We start from the raw sequence: 17,625 nt of genomic DNA on the forward strand, positions 1-17,625 counted from the left end.
CGCTCCGCGTGTCGGGGCCGGCTCCACGCCGGCCGTCCGCACGCCGGGGCCGGCTCCAACCGCCTCGGGCCGGTCCCTAGGGAGCCGCCTCCTCGCCCACCGGTTCCGGCACGATCGCCCGGGCCCGGGACAGGGAGGCGACCTCCGCCCGCAGCGCCCGCACCTCCTCCGTCAGCGCCTCGATCGCCACCGCCTGCCGCTGCTCGTCCGCGTCCTCCTTCTCGAACCGGGAGATGAACCAGGCCGCGATGTTCGCCGTGACGACACCGAGCAGCGCGATCCCGGACAGCATCAGCCCCACGGCCAGCGCCCGTCCCAGCCCGGTCGTCGGGGCCAGGTCGCCGTACCCGACGGTGGTCATCGTGGTGAAGGACCACCAGACCGCGTCGCCGAGCGTCTTGATGTTGCTGCCCGGCGCGTCCCGCTCCACGGAGAGCACGGCGAGCGAGCCGAACATCAGGAGACCGGCCACCGAACCGATCACATACGTGGTGAGCTGCACCTGGGACGCCATCCGGGCGCGCCGCCCCACCAGCATCAGCGTGGAGACCAGGCGCAGCAGCCGCAGCGGCTGGATCATCGGCAGCAGCACGGCGAGCAGATCCAGCCAGTGGGTGCGCACGAACTGCCAGTGGTTCCCGGCCAGCCACAGGCGTACGGCGTAGTCGACGGCGAACGCGGCCCACACCACCCACTCCGCCACCGTGCAGGTCAGCGTCACCGCCCGCGGCGCGTGCGGCGCCATGATCGGTATGGCGAAGGCGGCGGCGAACACCAGCGCCAGCGCGAGCAGCGGACGCTGGGTGTGTCGTTCCCAGCGGAGGAGCGCGGACTTTTCCTTCATGGGCGCATGGTAGGAAACGCCGCGGCCCGCGGAACCCGGCCGGGGTTCCGCGGGCCGCCGCCGGTGCCGCCGGCCGGGGTCAGGCGTCGCCGCCCGCCGCGCCCGGATCCGCGGCCGTCACGTCGAGCAGCTGGTACCGGTCGACCGCCTGCTTGAGCGCCGAGCGGTCGACCCTGCCCTCCCGCGCCAGCTCGGTCAGCACGGCCACCACGATCGACTGCGCGTCGATGTGGAAGAAGCGCCGCGCCGCGCCGCGGGTGTCCGCGAAACCGAAGCCGTCCGCGCCGAGGGACTGGAAGGTCCCCGGCACCCAGCGGGCGATCTGGTCCGGGACCGAGCGCATCCAGTCGGACACCGCCACGAACGGCCCCTGCGCCCCGGTCAGCTTCTCCGTCACGTAGGGCACGCGCTGCTCCTCCTCGGGGTGCAGCAGGTTGTGCCGCTCCACCTCGACCGCCTCGCGCCGCAGCTCGCTCCAGGAGGTCGCCGACCACACGTCCGCCCGCACGTTCCAGTCCTCGGCCAGGATGCGCTGCGCCTCCAGGGCCCACGGCAGGGCGACGCCGGAGGCGAGGATCTGCGCCGGGACGGATCCCGCGGTGCCCTCGCTGAACCGGTGGACGCCCTTGAGGATGCCCTCGACGTCGACGTCGGCCGGCTCGGCCGGGTGCTGGATGGGCTCGTTGTAGACGGTGAGGTAGTAGAAGACGTCCTCGCCGTGCGGGTGCTCCTCGTCGCCGCCGTACATCCGGCGCAGACCGTCCCGGACGATGTGCGCGATCTCGAAGGAGAACGCCGGGTCGTAGGCCACGCACGCCGGGTTCGTCGAGGCCAGCAGCTGCGAGTGCCCGTCCGCGTGCTGCAGGCCCTCGCCGGTCAGTGTGGTGCGGCCCGCGGTGGCGCCCAGCACGAAACCGCGGGCGAGCTGGTCGGCCATCTGCCAGAACTGGTCGCCGGTGCGCTGGAAGCCGAACATCGAGTAGAAGACGTACACCGGGATCAGCGGCTCGCCGTGCGTGGCGTACGCCGAGCCGGCCGCGATCAGCGAGGCCGTGCAGCCGGCCTCGGAGATGCCGTCGTGCAGCATCTGGCCGGTCGGCGACTCCTTGTAGGCGAGCAGCAGCTCCCGGTCCACCGCCTCGTACTGCTGGCCCTGCGGGTTGTAGATCTTGGCGCTCGGGAAGAAGGAGTCCATCCCGAAGGTGCGGTACTCGTCGGGCGCGATCAGCACGAACCGCCTGCCGATCTCCTTGTCCCGCATCAGGTCCTTGAGCAGGCGGACGAAGGCCATGGTCGTCGCGATGGACTGGTGGCCGGAGCCCTTGCGCACCGTCTCGTAAGCCTTCTCGTCCGGCAGCGCGAGCGGCTTGGACCGCACCACCCGGGTGGGCACGTACCCGCCGCACTGCCGGCGCCGGTCGTGCATGTACTGGATCTCCTCCGAGTCGCGGCCCGGGTGGTAGTACGGCGGCGGGCCGGACTCCAGCTCCCGGTCCGAGATCGGCAGGTGCAGGCGGTCCCGGAAGTGCTTCAGGTCGTCCACCGTCAGCTTCTTCATCTGGTGCGTGGCGTTGCGGCCCTCGAAGTTCGGGCCCAGCGTCCAGCCCTTGACCGTCTTGGCCAGGATGACCGTCGGCTGGCCGGTGTGCTCCACGGCCGCCTTGAACGCCGCGTAGATCTTGCGGTGGTCGTGGCCGCCGCGGCCCAGCATCAGGACCTGGTGGTCGGTCATGTTCTCGACCATGGCGCGCAGCCGCTGGTCGTCGCCGAAGAAGTGCTCGCGGATGTAGGCGCCGGACTCGGTGGCGTACGTCTGGTACTGGCCGTCCGGGGTGGTGTTCATCCGGTTGACCAGCACGCCGTCGCGGTCCCGGGCCAGCAGCGGGTCCCAGCTGCGGTCCCAGATCAGCTTGATCACGTTCCAGCCGGCGCCGCGGAAGACCGACTCCAACTCCTGGATGATCTTGCCGTTGCCGCGGACCGGCCCGTCCAGCCGCTGGAGGTTGCAGTTCACCACGAACGTCAGGTTGTCCAGGCCCTCGCGCGCGGCGATGGTGAGCTGGCCGAGCGACTCCGGCTCGTCCATCTCGCCGTCGCCGAGGAAGGCCCACACGTGCGAGCCGGAGGTGTCGGCGATCCCGCGCGCCTGCATGTAGCGGTTCATCCGGGCCTGGTAGATCGCGCCGATCGGGCCGAGGCCCATCGAGACGGTCGGGAACTCCCAGAAGTCCGGCATCGAGCGCGGGTGCGGGTAGCTGGACAGCCCGTACGGGGCCTTCGACTTCTCCTGCCGGAAACCGTCCAGGTGCTGCTCGGTCAACCGGTCCAGCAGGTACGCCCGCGCGTAGATGCCCGGGGAGGCGTGGCCCTGGAAGAAGACCTGGTCGCCGCCGCGGCCGTCGTCCTTGCCGCGGAAGAAGTGGTTGAAGCCCACGTCGTACAGCGAGGCGGAGGAGGCGAAGGTGGCGATGTGCCCGCCCACACCGATGCCGGGCCGCTGGGCCCGGGAGACCATCACCGCCGCGTTCCAGCGGGTCGCGTTCAGGATCCGGCGCTCGACGTCCTCGTTGCCGGGGAAGAACGGCTCGTCCTTGGTGGCGATCGTGTTGACGTAGTCCGTGCTGCGCATCTCCGGCACGGCCACGCGCTTCTCTCGGGCCCGCTCGATCAGCCGCAGCATCAGGTAGCGGGCCCGCTCCCGGCCGCGCTCGTCGATGGCGGCGTCGAGTGAATCGAGCCACTCCTGGGTTTCCTCGGGGTCGAAGTCAGGAACCTGACTCGGCAGGCCGCCAATGATGATCGGGGTGCGATCGGATCCGGAAGCCACGCTGTTCCTTACCTGTCGAAGGGCGGGGTACTTCGGTCGGTGAAGCGGTGGGACTGCACTGCCCCCCATCGTCTACCGCGGGACGGCAAACGTCATCTCTACCACCAGGTAACGACGGAAGGTTCCCAATCTCGCAAACGGGGCAGATAGGTGTGGTGCACGTCACCACGGGCTTCGGTACGGTGCAGGGAGTTGCGGCGACACGGCCGGGATCGTCACCGTTTCGGCGGTCTCGACCGCCGGGTACTTGCGCGATCGGTCCCGCCCGTGTGGACTACGCCCCATGCGACGCGCACGCGCGTGGCTGAGTTATTCCCAAAACATGATCAGGAGGCAACCCGTGAGCGCGACCGCGGACCACGCGGAGGAGCGGACCAACCCTGCCGCCAGGCTGGGTTTCCAGCCCGGGCAGGTGGTCCAGGAGATCGGCTACGACGACGACGTCGACCAGGAGCTCCGCAAGGCCGTCCAGGACGCCGTCGAGGGCGAACTGATGGACGAGGACTACGACGACGTGGCCGACGCCGTTGTGCTGTGGTTCCGTGACGACGACGGCGACCTGACGGATGCGCTGGTGGATGCCACCACGTACATGGAGGAGGGCGGCGCCGTCCTGCTCCTCACGCCGAAGACCGGCCGTACGGGCTACGTGGAGCCGAGCGACATCTCGGAAGCCGCGACCACCGCCGGCCTGACGGCGTCCAAGAGCGTCAGCGTGGGCAAGGACTGGAGCGGCAGCCGGCTGGCGACGCCGAAGGCCGGGAAGTCCAAGCGCTAGTCGTCGCACGACAGGCTGAAAAGCACCCCGGACGGGCCGCCGCCGTCGGCCCGTCCGGGGTGCTGCCCTGATCGCCTCGTAGGGTGGGGGCGGCGTTCCTCCCGAACGCCACCCCGACAGCCCCCGAAGGGATGCACCACGATGGCGATCCAGGTCGGCGACAAGGCACCCGACTTCGAGCTCAAGGACAACCACGGCCGGACCGTGAAGCTGTCCGACTTCCGCGGCGAAAAGAACGTCGTCCTGCTCTTCTACCCCTTCGCCTTCACCGGCGTGTGCACCGGTGAGCTGTGCGAGGTGCGCGACAACCTGCCGAAGTTCTCCGACCGCGACACCCAGGTGCTCGCCGTCTCCAACGACTCCATCCACACCCTGCGGGTCTTCGCCGAGCAGGAGGGGCTGGAATACCCCCTGCTCAGCGACTTCTGGCCGCACGGCGAGGCCAGCCGCGCCTACGGAGTCTTCGCCGAGGACAAGGGCTGCGCGGTGCGCGGCACCTTCGTCATCGACAAGGAGGGCGTGGTCCGCTGGACCGTCGTGAACGCCCTGCCGGACGCCCGCGACCTCGGCGAGTACGTCAAGGCGCTGGACGCGCTCTGACCGGCCGGGAGCACCGCCGGCCGTGCGAAAGCGGCCGACACCTGTGATTCTTCGGTACCAGGGCCTGCAGGGTGCGGGAACCCGTCACTAGGATCGAATCGTTGATCCGATGTCACAGCACGACGGGGCGTCCCGCCCCTGGAGACCACTGGAGGACTCGTGGGAGTCAGCCTCAGCAAGGGCGGCAACGTATCGCTGACGAAGGAGGCCCCCGGCCTGACCGCGGTCAACGTCGGGCTCGGCTGGGACGTGCGCACCACGACCGGCACCGACTTCGACCTGGACGCCAGCGCACTGCTGCTGAGCAACGCCGGCAAGGTCGTCAGCGACCAGCACTTCATCTTCTTCAACAACCTCAAGAGCCCCGACGGCTCCGTCGAGCACACCGGTGACAACCTCACCGGTGAGGGCGAGGGCGACGACGAGATGATCAAGGTCAACCTGGCCGGCGTCCCGGCCGACGTGGACAAGATCGTCTTCCCGGTCTCGATCTACGAGGCCGAGAGCCGCCAGCAGTCCTTCGGTCAGGTGCGCAACGCCTTCATCCGCGTCGTCAACCAGGCCAACCAGCAGGAGATCGCCCGCTACGACCTCAGCGAGGACGCCTCCACCGAGACCGCCATGGTCTTCGGCGAGCTCTACCGCAACGGCGCGGAGTGGAAGTTCCGCGCCATCGGCCAGGGGTACGCCTCCGGCCTGCGCGGCATCGCCCAGGACTTCGGCGTCAACGTCTGAACCGGGCAGCCTTCCGAGGTCCGCACCGTCCGGCGCCGTCCCGTTTCCGGGCGGCGCCGGACGCGCAGGACGACCGGAGAGGCACCCGGCCTCCGCCGGCCCGCGCGGCGGGCGGGGGCCGGGCTGCTCCGGAAACACACACCGAACGGGGCTGGTGCGCGGCCGCACGGCGGCGAAGTCGCCGATGCGGGGCATCGGCGACCGGAGGCGACGCGGCGGCCGGGCGTGCCAGGACCCCCGTTCTTCCGGCATCATCGGCCGGAGAGGCACTAGGGGAGGACCAGCATCATGGGCGTCACGCTCGCCAAGGGAGGAAACGTCTCCCTGTCCAAGGCCGCGCCGAACCTCACGCAGGTGATGGTCGGGCTCGGCTGGGACGCGCGCTCCACCACCGGAGCCCCGTTCGACCTCGATGCCAGCGCGCTGCTGTGCGCCGGCGGGCGGGTACTGGGCGACGAGTGGTTCGTCTTCTACAACCAGCTCAAGAGCCCGGACGGCTCGGTGGAGCACACCGGCGACAACCTCACAGGCGAGGGCGAGGGCGACGACGAGTCGATCCTCATCGACCTGGCCAAGGTGCCGGAGCGGTGCGACAAGATCGTCTTCCCGGTCTCCATCCACCTCGCCGAGGAGCGCGGCCAGGCCTTCGGTCAGGTCAGCAACGCGTTCATCCGGGTCGTCAACCAGGCCGACGGCCAGGAGCTCGCCCGCTACGACCTCAGTGAGGACGCCTCCACGGAAACCGCGATGATCTTCGGTGAGGTCTACCGCTACCAGGGCGAATGGAAGTTCCGAGCGGTCGGCCAGGGGTACGCGTCCGGGCTTCGGGGCATCGCTCTAGACTTCGGGGTCAATGTTTCGTAAAGCCGAGTGCGGCGCGGGGAATCCCGTCCGCGTACGGATTGGGTAGCCAGTGCTTCTGAAAACCTTCGGCTGGTCGTTCGCGGTCACCGCGCTCGGCCTGGTCGCGGCGGTCTTCTACGGGGGGTGGGAGGCCTTCGGCATCGTGGCGATCCTCTCCGTCCTGGAGATCTCCCTCTCCTTCGACAACGCGGTGGTCAACGCCGGAATCCTGAAGAAGATGAACGCCTTCTGGCAGAAGATCTTCCTCACGGTCGGCGTGCTCATCGCGGTCTTCGGCATGCGGCTGGTCTTCCCCGTCGTGATCGTCGCGATCAGCGCCAAGATGGGGCCGATCCAGGCCGTCGACCTCGCACTCAACAACAAGGACCGCTACCAGGAACTGGTCACCGACGCCCATCCGGCCATCGCGGCGTTCGGTGGCATGTTCCTGCTGATGATCTTCCTCGACTTCATCTTCGAGGACCGGGACATCCAGTGGCTGCAGTGGCTGGAGCGGCCCCTGGCCAAGCTCGGCAAGGTCGACATGCTGTCGGTCTGCATCTCGCTGATCGTCCTGCTGATCACCTCCTTCACCTTCGCCACCCACGCCCACCAGCACGGCGGCGCCCACACCGACAAGGCGCAGACCGTCCTGATCGCCGGCATCGCCGGACTGATCACCTACATGGTCGTCGGCGGCCTCTCCGGCTACTTCGAGGACCGGCTGGAGGACGAGGAGGAACGCGAGCACGAGGCCGAGGAACAGGCCGCCCGCACCGGCAGAAAACGCTCCCCGGTCGCCCTGGCGGGCCAGGCCGCGTTCTTCATGTTCCTCTACCTGGAGGTCCTGGACGCGTCCTTCTCCTTCGACGGGGTCATCGGCGCCTTCGCCATCACCAACGACATCATCCTGATGGCCCTCGGCCTGGGCATCGGCGCGATGTACGTCCGCTCGCTCACCGTGTACCTGGTCCGCCAGGGCACCCTCGACGACTACGTCTACCTGGAGCACGGCGCCCACTACGCGATCGGCGCGCTCGCCGTGATCCTCATGGTCACCATCCAGTACCAGATCAACGAGGTCATCACCGGCCTCGTCGGCGTGGTCCTGATCGCCTGGTCCTTCTGGTCCTCCGTCCGCCGCAACCGCGCCCTGGAGGCCGAAGAGGGAAAAGCGGGCAGCTCTGACAACAGAGCAGCCGAGGTCTCGTCCGGGGTGTGACCGCCACCCCCGTGAGGGAACGCTTCCGTGCGGGGCGGCCGGAGGACGTGTCGTGCTCCGGCCGCCCCGCCGTTCGTTTCACCACTGCGCCTGGGGGGCGGGAATGGGCTTCTTCGACGGGCTGCTGGGCGGCCGTGCCACCGACTTCGACTCCGGCACGGCCACCAACGCCATCGAGCTGACCAAAAGGCACCAGCAGATCTCCCTGACCAAGCAGGGCGCCGCCAGCGGCCACCTGCGCATCAACCTGACCTGGCGGATGCGGACCTCCGACTTCGGCGGCCCGTACCGGGAGAGCCTGCTGCGCCATCCGCTGCGGGCCCTCAAACCGCCGGAGGTGGTCGGCCACAGCCAGAGCATGGTCAACGTCGACCTCGACCTGGGCTGCCTGTACGAACTGGCCGACGGCACCCGGGGAGTCGTCCAGCCGCTGGGCAACCTCCTCGGCGACACCAACGCACCGCCCTACGTCAAGCTCAGCGGCGACGACCGGTTCGGCTCGGCGTCCGGCGAGACGATCTACGTCAACCTCGACCACCGCGACGACATCAAACGGCTGCTGGTCTTCGTCTACATCTACGACCAGACGCCCGCCTTCGACCGCACCCACGCCGTCGTCACCCTCTACCCGAGCAACGGGCCGCGCATCGAGATCGGCCTCGACGAACGGCACCCGCAGGCCCGCTCCTGCGCCGTGGTGATGATCGAGAACGTCAAGGGGGAGATGCTCGTCCGCCGCGAGGTGAAGTTCGTGTACGGCTTCCAGGCCGAACTCGACCGCCTCTACGGCTGGGGCCTGCAGTGGGGGAGGGGCTACAAGAACCAGCCCGCCCAGTAGGGCCCGGCGCGGCGGAGTACCGCTCAGTGCCGGACGAACTGCGGACCCATGGGAGGCAGCCGGAACTCCGGATCCGGCACCGGTGCCTCCGCCGGGGGGAAGCCGTACCCGGCCGGCTCGCCCGCGGCCGCCGGCTGCGGATACCCGTGGTCCGGCCCCTCCGCCGTCTGCGGATAGCCGTAGGCCGGCTGCACCGGGGCCGTGGACGCGAACGCGGAGTGCACCGGGGGAGCCGCCGCGGTCTGCGGGTAGCCGTAGGCCGGCTGCGGCGGCACACCGGTCGGCTGCTCCGGCGGCAGCGGCCTGGACACCTCGGGCTCGCCCGCCGCCGCGGAACCGGCCGTGGTCTCCGGCGGCCGAGCGGTGACTCCTGCCGAGGGCTCGGCCTGCGGTCCGCCCTCCGCCCCGCCCTCCGACTCGTCCACCGAGATGCCGAAGTCGGTCGCGAGCCCCCGCAGGCCGTCCGAGTAGCCCTCGCCGAGCGCCCGGAACTTCCACCCCTCCCCGCGCCGGTACAACTCCCCGCAGATCAGCGCCGTCTCCGCGCCGGTCTGCGGCGTGATGGCGAACCGCGCCACCGGCTCCGGATCGGTGCCGGCCGCGTCGTGCAGTTCGATGCGCAGGTCGGGCACGCGGTCGAAGGTGACGCCGTCCGCCGAGGCGACGAGCAGGACCCGGCCGACGCCGGACTCCACACCGGACAGGTCTGTCTGGATCGTGTCGGTCAGCCCCTCGGCGTTCCGCTTCTTGCCCAGCCGCCACACCGTCCCCGAGGGGTGCCGCGGCTGGTTGTAGAAGACGAAGTCCTCGTCGGAGCGCACCCGGCCGTCGAGGCCCAGCAGCAGCGCGGACGCGTCGACGTCAGGCACCTCGGGCCCCGGCGTCCAGCGCAGCACGGCACGCACCGTGGCCGCTTCCAGCGGGATGTTCGACCCCTTCAGCATCGCGTGCGTCATGGCGTCATCCTGCCTGCTCGGTCCTGACCACGACAATGCGGGGGCCGCAGCGGACACCGCGCCGCCCCGACGGGCATCCGCTTCACCGGAAGTTCACGCCCGGAGGGAACCTCCGACATCGGTTCGTACGTACTATTACCGGCCACCTTTCGTCATCCCACAGGTCCCAACCGATCGGTCCGGCCACACCGCGGGGGAGTTCCATGCGTCATTTCGGGCAGATCGCCCCTGAGGTCCGGCGCCGCCTCTTCCACCGGGAGCCCGGCGAGTTCACCGCCGACTCCCCGGCACGGCTGCTGTCCGCAGCCCTGGGCGCCACCCTGTACAGCCCCGCCACCCGGCCCCGCCTCGCCGACGACATCGTCAGCCAGGCCGACCGGGGGGTGGTCTCCATGGTGCTGTGCCTGGAGGACGCCATCGGCGACGAGGACGTCCCGCACGGCGAGCAGAACCTCGTCCGGCACCTCGGCGACCTCGCCCGACGCACCGCCACCGAACTGCCGCTGCTCTTCGTCCGGGTCCGCGCCCCCGAGCAGATCCCCGACCTGGTGCGCCGACTCGGCCCCGCCGCCGCCCTGCTGTCCGGCTTCGTGCTGCCGAAGTTCAGCGAGGAGCGAGGCATGCCCTTCCTGGAGGCGCTGGCCGCCGCCGAAGCCGCCGACGGCCTGCGGCTGTTCGCGATGCCCGTCCTGGAGTCGCCCGAACTGCTCTACCTGGAGTCGCGCGGGGACACCCTGGCCGGAATCTCCCGCGCCGTCGACAAGTACCGCGACCGGGTGCTCGCCCTGCGCCTCGGCGTCACCGACTTCTGCTCCGCCTACGGCCTGCGCAGGGCCCCCGACATGACGGCGTACGACGTCCAGATCGTCGCCTCCGTCATCGCCGACGTGGTGAACGTGCTCGGCCGCGCCGACGGCACCGGCTTCACCGTGACCGGACCCGTCTGGGAGTACTTCCGGACCTCGGAGCGCATGTTCAAACCGCTGCTGCGCACCAGCCCCTTCCTGGAGGGGCAGGCCGTGGAACTGCGCGAGAGACTCATCGAGCACGCCATGGACGGACTGCTGCGGGAGATCTCCCTGGACCGCGCCAACGGGCTGCTCGGCAAGACCTGCATCCACCCCTCGCACGTGCTGCCGGTGCACGCGCTGTCCGTCGTCAGCCACGAGGAGTACAGCGACGCCCAGGACATCCTGCGGCCCGAACGCAGCGGCGGGGGAGTGCTCAGGTCCGCGTACACGAACAAGATGAACGAGGTGAAGCCGCACCGCGCCTGGGCCGAGCGGACCCTGCTGCGGGCGGAGGTCTTCGGCGTCGCCCACGAGGACGTCGGCTTCGTGGAACTGCTCACCGCCGGAATACCCGGCTGAGCGCGGCGGCGACGGGCACGAGGACGGGCACGGTGACAGGGACAGGGACAGGGACGGCGACGGGGACGGCTGAGGAACACAGTGAAGGACGGATGACGAACACAGTGAACGACGGGGTCTGGACCGGAACCTGGGTCGCCGAGCGGCTCGGGGTCGAACTCGACGGGGACGAGGGGGTCAAGGACCTGCTGGGGCTCGCACTGCGCCGCAACCCCAAGCGGGCGCACCTGCTGGTGTCCCGGGTGCTCGGCAAGCACGTCCCGCAGTCACCGGCGGTGGTCTACGGCTCCGGGTTCGCCCTCGGCCGCCGGGTGCGCCGGCTGCTGGGCCCAGACGCAGCCCGCTCGGCCGTCGTCCTCGGTTACGCCGAGACGGCCACCGGGCTCGGCCACTGCGTCGCCGACGGGCTCGGCCCGGTGCCCTACCTGCACTCGACCCGCCGCCCGGTGCCCGGTGCCGACCGGGCCGGCGGTTTCGAGGAGTCCCACTCCCACGCCACCACGCACCTGCTGCTGCCCGAGGACCCCGCCCTGCTCGCCGGGGACGGCCCGCTCGTCCTCGTCGACGACGAGTTCTCCACCGGCAACACCGTCCTCAACACCCTCCGCGCCCTGCACCGCGGCCACCCGCGCGAGCGGTACGTCGTCGTCGCCCTGGCCGACATGCGCGCACCGGCCGACGCGGACCGGCTGGCCGGCTTCGCCCGCGAGATCGGTGCCCGCGTCGACCTGGTCGCCGCGACCAGCGGCACCGTACGGCTGCCGGAAGGCGTCCTCGACCGGGGCCGCGAGCTGGTCGCCCGCCACGACACCGGCACGCCGGCCGTCCCGGAGCCGTCCGGCCGGATCACCCGCGCCGAGCTGCAGTGGCCGGACGGCCTGCCCGACGGCGGCCGGCACGGCTTCCCCGCCGAGCGGCGTACCGACCTGGAGGCCGCGCTGCCCGCCATGGCCGCCCGCCTCGCCGAGGCGGTCCCCCCGGGCACCCGCCGCCTGCTCGTGCTCGGCAGCGAGGAGCTGATGTACGCCCCGCTCCGGCTCGCCCGCGAGCTGGAGCAGATCACCGACGCCGAGGTCCGCTTCTCCACCACCACCCGCTCACCGGTCCTCGCCGTCGACGACCCCGGCTACGCCATCCGCACCCGCCTGGTCTTCCCCGCCCACGACGAACCGGCCGACGGTCCCGGGGAGCGCTTCGCCTACAACGTGGCCGGCGGCGGCTTCGACGCCGTCGTCGCCGTCGTCGACTCGGCCGGCGACACCCCCGCCCTGCACGCCCCGGACGGCCTGCTGGCGCAACTCGCCGCGCACACCCCGCACGTCGTCCTCACGGTCGTACCGTCGTACGTCCCCGGACGGTCCGCTCCCGGGCATTCAGCTCCCGGACGGTCCGCTCCCGGGCATTCAGCTCCCGGGCGGTCCGCTCCCGGACAGTCCCCCGCCCCCGAAAGGCCCGCCATGCCGCCCGAGCCGCTCCGCGGCCCCGCCTTCTCCTCCTACGCGCCCGAGGAGGTCGGGTGGCTCCTCCAGGACCTCTCGGACGTGGCCCTGGAGGCGCCGACCGAGGAGCGCGAGGAGGCGGTCCAGAGCGGTGGCGCCCACTACGCCGAGTCGCTGCCGGTGGAGTACCAGCCGAGCGAGCGGTACCAGCGCCTCTTCCACGAGGCGCTGCAGACCTCCGCGGCCCGGATCGCGCACGCGGTCGGCGTCGTCACCGAGACGGTGCTCGCCGAGCGGTCCCCGCGCCCGGTGCTGGTCTCCCTGGCCCGTGCCGGCACCCCGGTCGGCGTGCTGATGCGACGCTGGGCGCTGCAACGGCACGGTCTGGACCTGCCGCACTACGCGGTGTCCATCGTCCGCGGCCGCGGCATCGACGCCAACGCCCTGCGCTGGCTGGCCGCCCACCACGACCCCGCCGACGCCGTCTTCGTCGACGGCTGGACCGGCAAGGGCGCCATCACCCGCGAACTGGCCGCCGCGGTAGAGGAGTTCGAACGGGCCACCGGCATCACCGGCTTCGACCCGGAGATCGCGGTACTCGCCGACCCCGGCTCCTGCGTGCGGACCTACGGCACCCGCGAGGACTTCCTGATCCCCTCCGCCTGCCTCAACTCGACCGTCTCCGGGCTGGTCTCCCGCACCGTCCTGCGGGCCGACCTGGTCGGCCCGCACGACTTCCACGGCGCGAAGTACTACCGCGCACTCGCCGGCGCCGACCTGTCCGCGGCCTTCCTCGACGCCGTCTCCGCCCGCTTCCCGGAGGTCGCCCACGCCGTCGGGACCGCCGTCAAGGAACTGGCCGCCACCGACCGCACCCCCACCTGGGCGGGCTGGTCGGCCGTCGAGCGGATCAGCGGGGAGCACGGCATCCACGACGTCAACCTGGTCAAGCCGGGTGTCGGCGAGACCACCCGGGTGCTGCTGCGCCGGGTGCCCTGGAAGGTCCTCGCCCGCGCCGGGGCGGGCGCCGACCTGGACCACGTACGCCTGCTCGCCGAGCAGCGCGGCGTCCCCGTCGAGGAGGTCGCCGACCTGCCGTACACCTGCGTCGGGCTCATCCATCCCGGCTACACGCGCGGTGCGACCGGCGCCGACGGCAGGGCGGTGAACGTCTGATGCCCGTGCTGGTGGCCAGCGACCTCGACCGCACGCTGATCTACTCCTCGGCGGCGCTCCACCTGACCATGCCCGACGCGCGGGCGCCCCGGCTGCTGTGCGTGGAGGTGCACGAGAGCCGCCCGCTCTCCTACATGACGGAGACGGCGGCCCGGCTGCTCGCCGAACTCGGCGACACCGCGGTGTTCGTACCCGTCACGACCCGGACCCGCAAGCAGTACCAGCGCATCAACCTGCCCGGCCCGGCACCCGCGTACGCGATCTGCGCGAACGGCGGCCAGCTCCTCGTGGACGGCGTCACCGACCCCGACTGGCACGCCCGGGTGACCGCCCGCCTGGCCGAGGAGTGCGCCCCGCTCGCCGAGGTCCGCGCGCACCTCCAGGCCACCGCGGACCCGGCGTGGCTGCGCAAGCACCGGGTCGCCGAGGACCTGTTCGCCTACCTGGTCGTCGAGCGGGAGCTGATGCCCGAGAGCTGGGTCAAGGAACTCGCCGCCTGGGCGGAGGACCGCGGCTGGACGGTGTCGCTGCAGGGCCGAAAGCTCTACGCCGTGCCGAAGCCGCTGACCAAGAGCGCGGCCGTCCGCGAGGTCGCCCGCCGCACCGGCGCCGACCTCACCCTGGCGGCCGGCGACTCCCTCCTCGACGCCGATCTGCTGCTCGCCGCCGACCGCGGCTGGCGCCCCGGGCACGGCGAACTCGCCGACGCGGGCTGGTCGGCGCCGGGCATCACCGCCCTGCCCGACCGCGGCGTGCTGGCCGGGGAACGCATCCTGCGGGAGTTCGGGCGCGCGTCACGGGCGCGCGCCACCGGCGGGGGCCCGGCCTGAACCGGGCGGGTGCGGCTCGAACCGGGCGGGTGCGGCCCGAACCGGTCCGCCGTGCCCGAACCGAGGTCCTCGTGCCCGGACCGCGGGGCGTGAACGAGGGAGTCGGGCCCGGACTCAGGTCGTCGCGCCCGCAGCGAGGGCCGGCCGGACGGTGCGTACGGGGCCGGTCAGCCGCAGCAGCCGCCACCGCAGCAGCCGCCACCGCCGCCCGCCCCGGGCGCCGGGGCCGGCGCGGACGCCGCGGCCGTGCCGCCCACGGCCACCGTCGACAGCAGCTTGACCGTGTCGTCGTGGCCCGCCGGGCACGCGGCGGGCGCGCCGGACTGGGCCATCGGACGGTTCAGTTCGAAGGTGTCACCGCAGGTACGGCACCGGTACTCGTAGCGAGGCATGGGCCCAGACTAACCGGCCGCCGCCGGTTTCCGGCCCCCTCAGCGGCCGCCGGCGCCGCGCTCCTCGCGGATCCGCCCGACGACGCCGGCCACCGTCTCGCGCACCGCCTCGGTCTCGGTCAGGAAGTGCCAGTAGTCCGGGTGCCGGCCGCTCTCCAGCGCGGCGGCGGCCCGGTCCAGCCGGGCCACCGAGTCGTCCAGCGGCCGGGCGTGCCGCGGATCCGGGGTGGTGCGCCCCGCCATGGCCAGCCGCTGCGCGTCCCGGATCGCGAACCGGGTCCGCTCGATCTCCTGCTGCGGGTCCTTCTGCACGGCGTTGAGCCGGGTCAGCCGGTCGCCGGCGGCGGACACCGCCTCGTCGGTGGTGTTCAGCAGCGCCCGCACCGTCGAGAGCAGCGCGGTGGCGTCCGCCCAGCGCTGCGCCTCGCGGGCGGCCCGCGCCTCGGCGAGCTTGCGCTCCGCCTGCCGTACGCTCTCCGCGGCCTGCTCGGGCACCGGCTGCAGGTCCTGCCAGCAGGCCGCCGAGAACCGCCGCCGCAGCTCGCTCAGCACCGGCTCCACCTGCCCGGCGCGGGTGGTCAGCGCCTGCGCCCGGGTCCGCAGCGACACCAGCCGGCGGTCGATCTCCGCGGCCTTCTCCGGCAGCCGCTCCGCCTCCACCCGGATCGCCTCGGCCTCCCGGCAGACCCGTTCGGCCCGCTCCAGCGTCCCCGTGACCCCGTGCTGCCCGGCGCCCTGGTTGAGCCGGGTCAGCTCGGGGGACAGGGCCGCCAGCCGGGCCGCGAGCTCGTCCGCCGAGAGTCCCTCGCTCCGCGCCCCGTCGAGTGCCTCCGACGCGCCGAGCAGGGCCTGCCGGGCCCGCTCCACGGCGGGTGCCACCCGGGCGAGCTGCGTCTCGGCCTTCCCGAGCAGCGGCCCGAGCCCCTCGCCGAACCGTTCCAGCTCCCGCCTGACCTGCTCCAGTTCGTCCTTGGCCCGGGTCAGCTCGGTCCGGGCCCGGGTGGCCGCGGACGCCTCCAGGTCGTCCCGGTCGAGATCGTGCGAGTCGACCGCGCTGATGTAGCGGTGGCTGACCTCGTCGATGCGGAGTCCGAAGGCCTGGAAGTCGGCGAGGGCCCGTCGGGCGGCGGGCGAGTCGTCGACCGCGCCGATCGTCTCGATGGAGATCCGCAGATCGCGCTGGGCGGTGTCGAGCGTGTAGAACGCGGCCGCGGCGGCGTCCTTCGCGGCCTGCGCCTCGGCACGCTGGCTCTCCGCCCGCCCGCCGAACCAGCGCCGGGTCCCGCCCCCTGCGAACGCGGCGGGCAGCGCGAGCGCGGCGACCAGCGGGAGGCCCGCCAGCAGCAGCGCGTCCCGCAGCCCCAGGGCCATCCGGGACGTACGGGGTGCATGCGACATCTGGGGCGTACCGGGTGGGCGGTGCGGCCCGGGCGGACGGTGCGACCCGGGGCTGTGTCCGCGATGCGCGTGCGGCGCCAACGCTGACGAGTTCGGCTGCGCTGGAGTCGCCGTCACGTCCCTCTCCCGTGTGTGTACGCCCGTGGCCGGTGCCATTCTCCCACCGGTGGAAGACGAACACACGGGCCGTTCAGTTCGCCGGGCGCACCGAGATGCTTCCGTCACCTGTCCGTACGGACACCAGGTGGGGGCTGGAGCCGTCCCGGGGCACCGCGACGTGCACTCCCCCGTCGCCGCTCTCGGCCGACACCCGGTACTCCGCCGGGGGCAGTACGAGGGTGACCGAGCCGTCGCCGGTGACGGCCTCCACCCGGTCCGGCGCCGTACGCAGGTCCAGGTGCACCGAACCGTCCGAGGTGCGGGTGGAGATCCGCCGCGAGGACACCTCCGCGTGCACGGAGCCGTCGCCGGTACGCAGCGTCAGCGGGCCGCTGGTGTCGGTGACGCGGATGTGCCCGTCGCCGGTGCGGATGCTGAGCGCGTCCCGGAACCCGCGCGCCTCCACGCCGCCGTCCCCGTCCGCCACCTTCACCGCGACCCCGCGCGGGACCTCGATGCGGTGCTTGGCCGCGCAGTCGGCGACGAGGCCGGAGCAGTGCAGCCGCAGCACCAGCCGGTCGTTCCTCATGGACCAGGTCACCCTCGGTTTCCCGCCCATCACCACCGACCCCTCGAACCACCGGGTCACCCGCACCGTGCCGGCGGGGCCGGAGTCCGTGGCGACGATCTCCAGCGAGGAGTCGTCCGAGTCGACGGTGAGCGTGTCTCCGTGCAGCGTGAACGTCCGCCGGTCGGGGTGCTCGTCGTCCTCCGCGGAGGCCCCGCAGCCGACGGCCCCCGCGGCGAGGACGGCGACGGCCGCGGCGGCGAAGGCGGCACGGGCGGCGCGGACGGGAACGGTACGGGTCACGCTGATCTCCCCCTGGACGTCGAGTGGTTCCGACCGTAGGCGGCCGGCCGCCCCGGGCGGGATCCGGCGTCCTCCCCGTTCCGCCCGGGGGATAACCCCCGTCCCTGCTCCCGGCCGTGCCCTCGGCCCTCGGCGGCGTCCCCGGCCGTGGCCCCCGGTCGGCAGCGCGCGGGATGGGTCGGCAGCGCGCGCACCGCGCGCGCCCACGGGTTTGCGGGACCACGCGGGCGGCAGGGTAGGCTGTCGACTCGTCCAGGGCCCGTGGCCCGGGACCGGGGCGCGTAGCTCAGGGGTAGAGCGCCTGCCTTACAAGCAGGATGTCGGCGGTTCGAAACCGTCCGCGCCCACACAGGTCAGGGCTCTCTCGCAAGATCGGCGAGAGGGCCCTGAAGATCGTTGAGGGGATC

Annotated in this window: 15 protein-coding genes and 1 tRNA gene; 10 read left to right on the top strand and 6 right to left on the bottom strand. The window is 72.1% G+C overall.

The annotated features are described in order from the left end of the window. Positions 1-76: 76 nt before the first annotated feature. Positions 77-844, bottom strand: coding sequence for an ion channel (locus tag ACL02U_RS02055; RefSeq protein ID WP_412788822.1), 768 nt, complete (start codon positions 842-844; stop codon positions 77-79). 79 nt (positions 845-923) lie between these two features. Continuing rightward, a complete protein-coding gene (aceE, locus tag ACL02U_RS02060) occupies positions 924-3,671 on the bottom strand; it encodes a pyruvate dehydrogenase (acetyl-transferring), homodimeric type (RefSeq protein ID WP_412788823.1) in 2,748 nt (915 codons plus the stop codon). A 340-nt stretch (positions 3,672-4,011) separates the two neighbouring features. On the opposite strand from aceE, the gene ACL02U_RS02065 reads away from it, so the two are divergent. The 6 genes from ACL02U_RS02065 (at position 4,012) to ACL02U_RS02090 (ending at position 8,687) form a co-directional block, all read left to right on the top strand. After that, a complete protein-coding gene (locus ACL02U_RS02065) occupies positions 4,012-4,449 on the top strand; it encodes a DUF3052 domain-containing protein (protein ID WP_412788824.1) in 438 nt (145 codons plus the stop codon). Between the two features lie 141 nt (positions 4,450-4,590). Continuing rightward, positions 4,591-5,049, top strand: a complete 459-nt coding sequence (locus ACL02U_RS02070) for a peroxiredoxin (protein ID WP_412788825.1) — start codon at positions 4,591-4,593, stop codon at positions 5,047-5,049. A 159-nt stretch (positions 5,050-5,208) separates the two neighbouring features. Next, a complete protein-coding gene (locus tag ACL02U_RS02075; protein ID WP_412788826.1) occupies positions 5,209-5,784 on the top strand; it encodes a TerD family protein in 576 nt (191 codons plus the stop codon). Positions 5,785-6,072: 288 nt separating this feature from the next. Then, a complete protein-coding gene (locus ACL02U_RS02080) occupies positions 6,073-6,648 on the top strand; it encodes a TerD family protein (protein WP_412788827.1) in 576 nt (191 codons plus the stop codon). 49 nt (positions 6,649-6,697) lie between these two features. Beyond that, complete coding sequence (locus ACL02U_RS02085; protein WP_412788828.1) at positions 6,698-7,849, top strand: DUF475 domain-containing protein; 1,152 nt, start codon at positions 6,698-6,700, stop codon at positions 7,847-7,849. Between the two features lie 103 nt (positions 7,850-7,952). Beyond that, positions 7,953-8,687, top strand: coding sequence for a TerD family protein (locus tag ACL02U_RS02090; RefSeq protein ID WP_412788829.1), 735 nt, complete (start codon positions 7,953-7,955; stop codon positions 8,685-8,687). Positions 8,688-8,710: 23 nt separating this feature from the next. Here ACL02U_RS02090 and ACL02U_RS02095 read toward each other — a convergent pair whose 3' ends face one another. Beyond that, positions 8,711-9,643, bottom strand: coding sequence for a TerD family protein (locus ACL02U_RS02095; protein WP_412788830.1), 933 nt, complete (start codon positions 9,641-9,643; stop codon positions 8,711-8,713). Between the two features lie 203 nt (positions 9,644-9,846). Here ACL02U_RS02095 and ACL02U_RS02100 point away from each other — a divergent pair, with 203 nt between their 5' ends. The 3 genes from ACL02U_RS02100 (at position 9,847) to ACL02U_RS02110 (ending at position 14,458) form a co-directional block, all read left to right on the top strand. After that, a complete protein-coding gene (locus tag ACL02U_RS02100) occupies positions 9,847-11,013 on the top strand; it encodes an HpcH/HpaI aldolase/citrate lyase family protein (protein WP_412788831.1) in 1,167 nt (388 codons plus the stop codon). Positions 11,014-11,105: 92 nt separating this feature from the next. Next, positions 11,106-13,628 (top strand): phosphoribosyltransferase domain-containing protein, encoded by a 2,523-nt coding sequence (locus tag ACL02U_RS02105; RefSeq protein WP_412788832.1) that lies wholly within the window; start codon positions 11,106-11,108, stop codon positions 13,626-13,628. Further along, positions 13,628-14,458 carry an HAD family hydrolase gene (locus tag ACL02U_RS02110; protein WP_412788833.1) on the top strand — a complete coding sequence of 277 codons (831 nt, stop codon included), beginning with the start codon at positions 13,628-13,630 and terminating at the stop codon, positions 14,456-14,458. Before ACL02U_RS02105 ends, ACL02U_RS02110 begins: the two co-directional genes overlap by 1 nt. A 167-nt stretch (positions 14,459-14,625) precedes the next feature. On the opposite strand, the gene ACL02U_RS02115 is transcribed toward ACL02U_RS02110, so the two are convergent. The 3 genes from ACL02U_RS02115 to ACL02U_RS02125 all read right to left on the bottom strand — a co-directional run bounded on the left by ACL02U_RS02115 (position 14,626) and on the right by ACL02U_RS02125 (position 17,218). Then, positions 14,626-14,850: an FmdB family zinc ribbon protein gene (locus ACL02U_RS02115; RefSeq protein ID WP_412788834.1), complete on the bottom strand. Its 225-nt coding sequence runs from the start codon at positions 14,848-14,850 to the stop codon at positions 14,626-14,628. A gap of 39 nt (positions 14,851-14,889) precedes the next feature. Continuing rightward, positions 14,890-16,248 (bottom strand): hypothetical protein, encoded by a 1,359-nt coding sequence (locus ACL02U_RS02120; protein ID WP_412788835.1) that lies wholly within the window; start codon positions 16,246-16,248, stop codon positions 14,890-14,892. Between the two features lie 190 nt (positions 16,249-16,438). Beyond that, positions 16,439-17,218 carry a DUF4097 family beta strand repeat-containing protein gene (locus ACL02U_RS02125; RefSeq protein WP_412788836.1) on the bottom strand — a complete coding sequence of 260 codons (780 nt, stop codon included), beginning with the start codon at positions 17,216-17,218 and terminating at the stop codon, positions 16,439-16,441. A 275-nt stretch (positions 17,219-17,493) separates the two neighbouring features. On the opposite strand from ACL02U_RS02125, the gene ACL02U_RS02130 reads away from it, so the two are divergent. Further along, positions 17,494-17,565: transfer RNA gene (locus ACL02U_RS02130), tRNA-Val, on the top strand. Positions 17,566-17,625: the final 60 nt, after the last annotated feature.

It is taken from the genome of Streptomyces sp. MS06 (assembly GCF_047200655.1).
Taxonomy (GTDB): Bacteria; Actinomycetota; Actinomycetes; order Streptomycetales; family Streptomycetaceae; genus Streptomyces.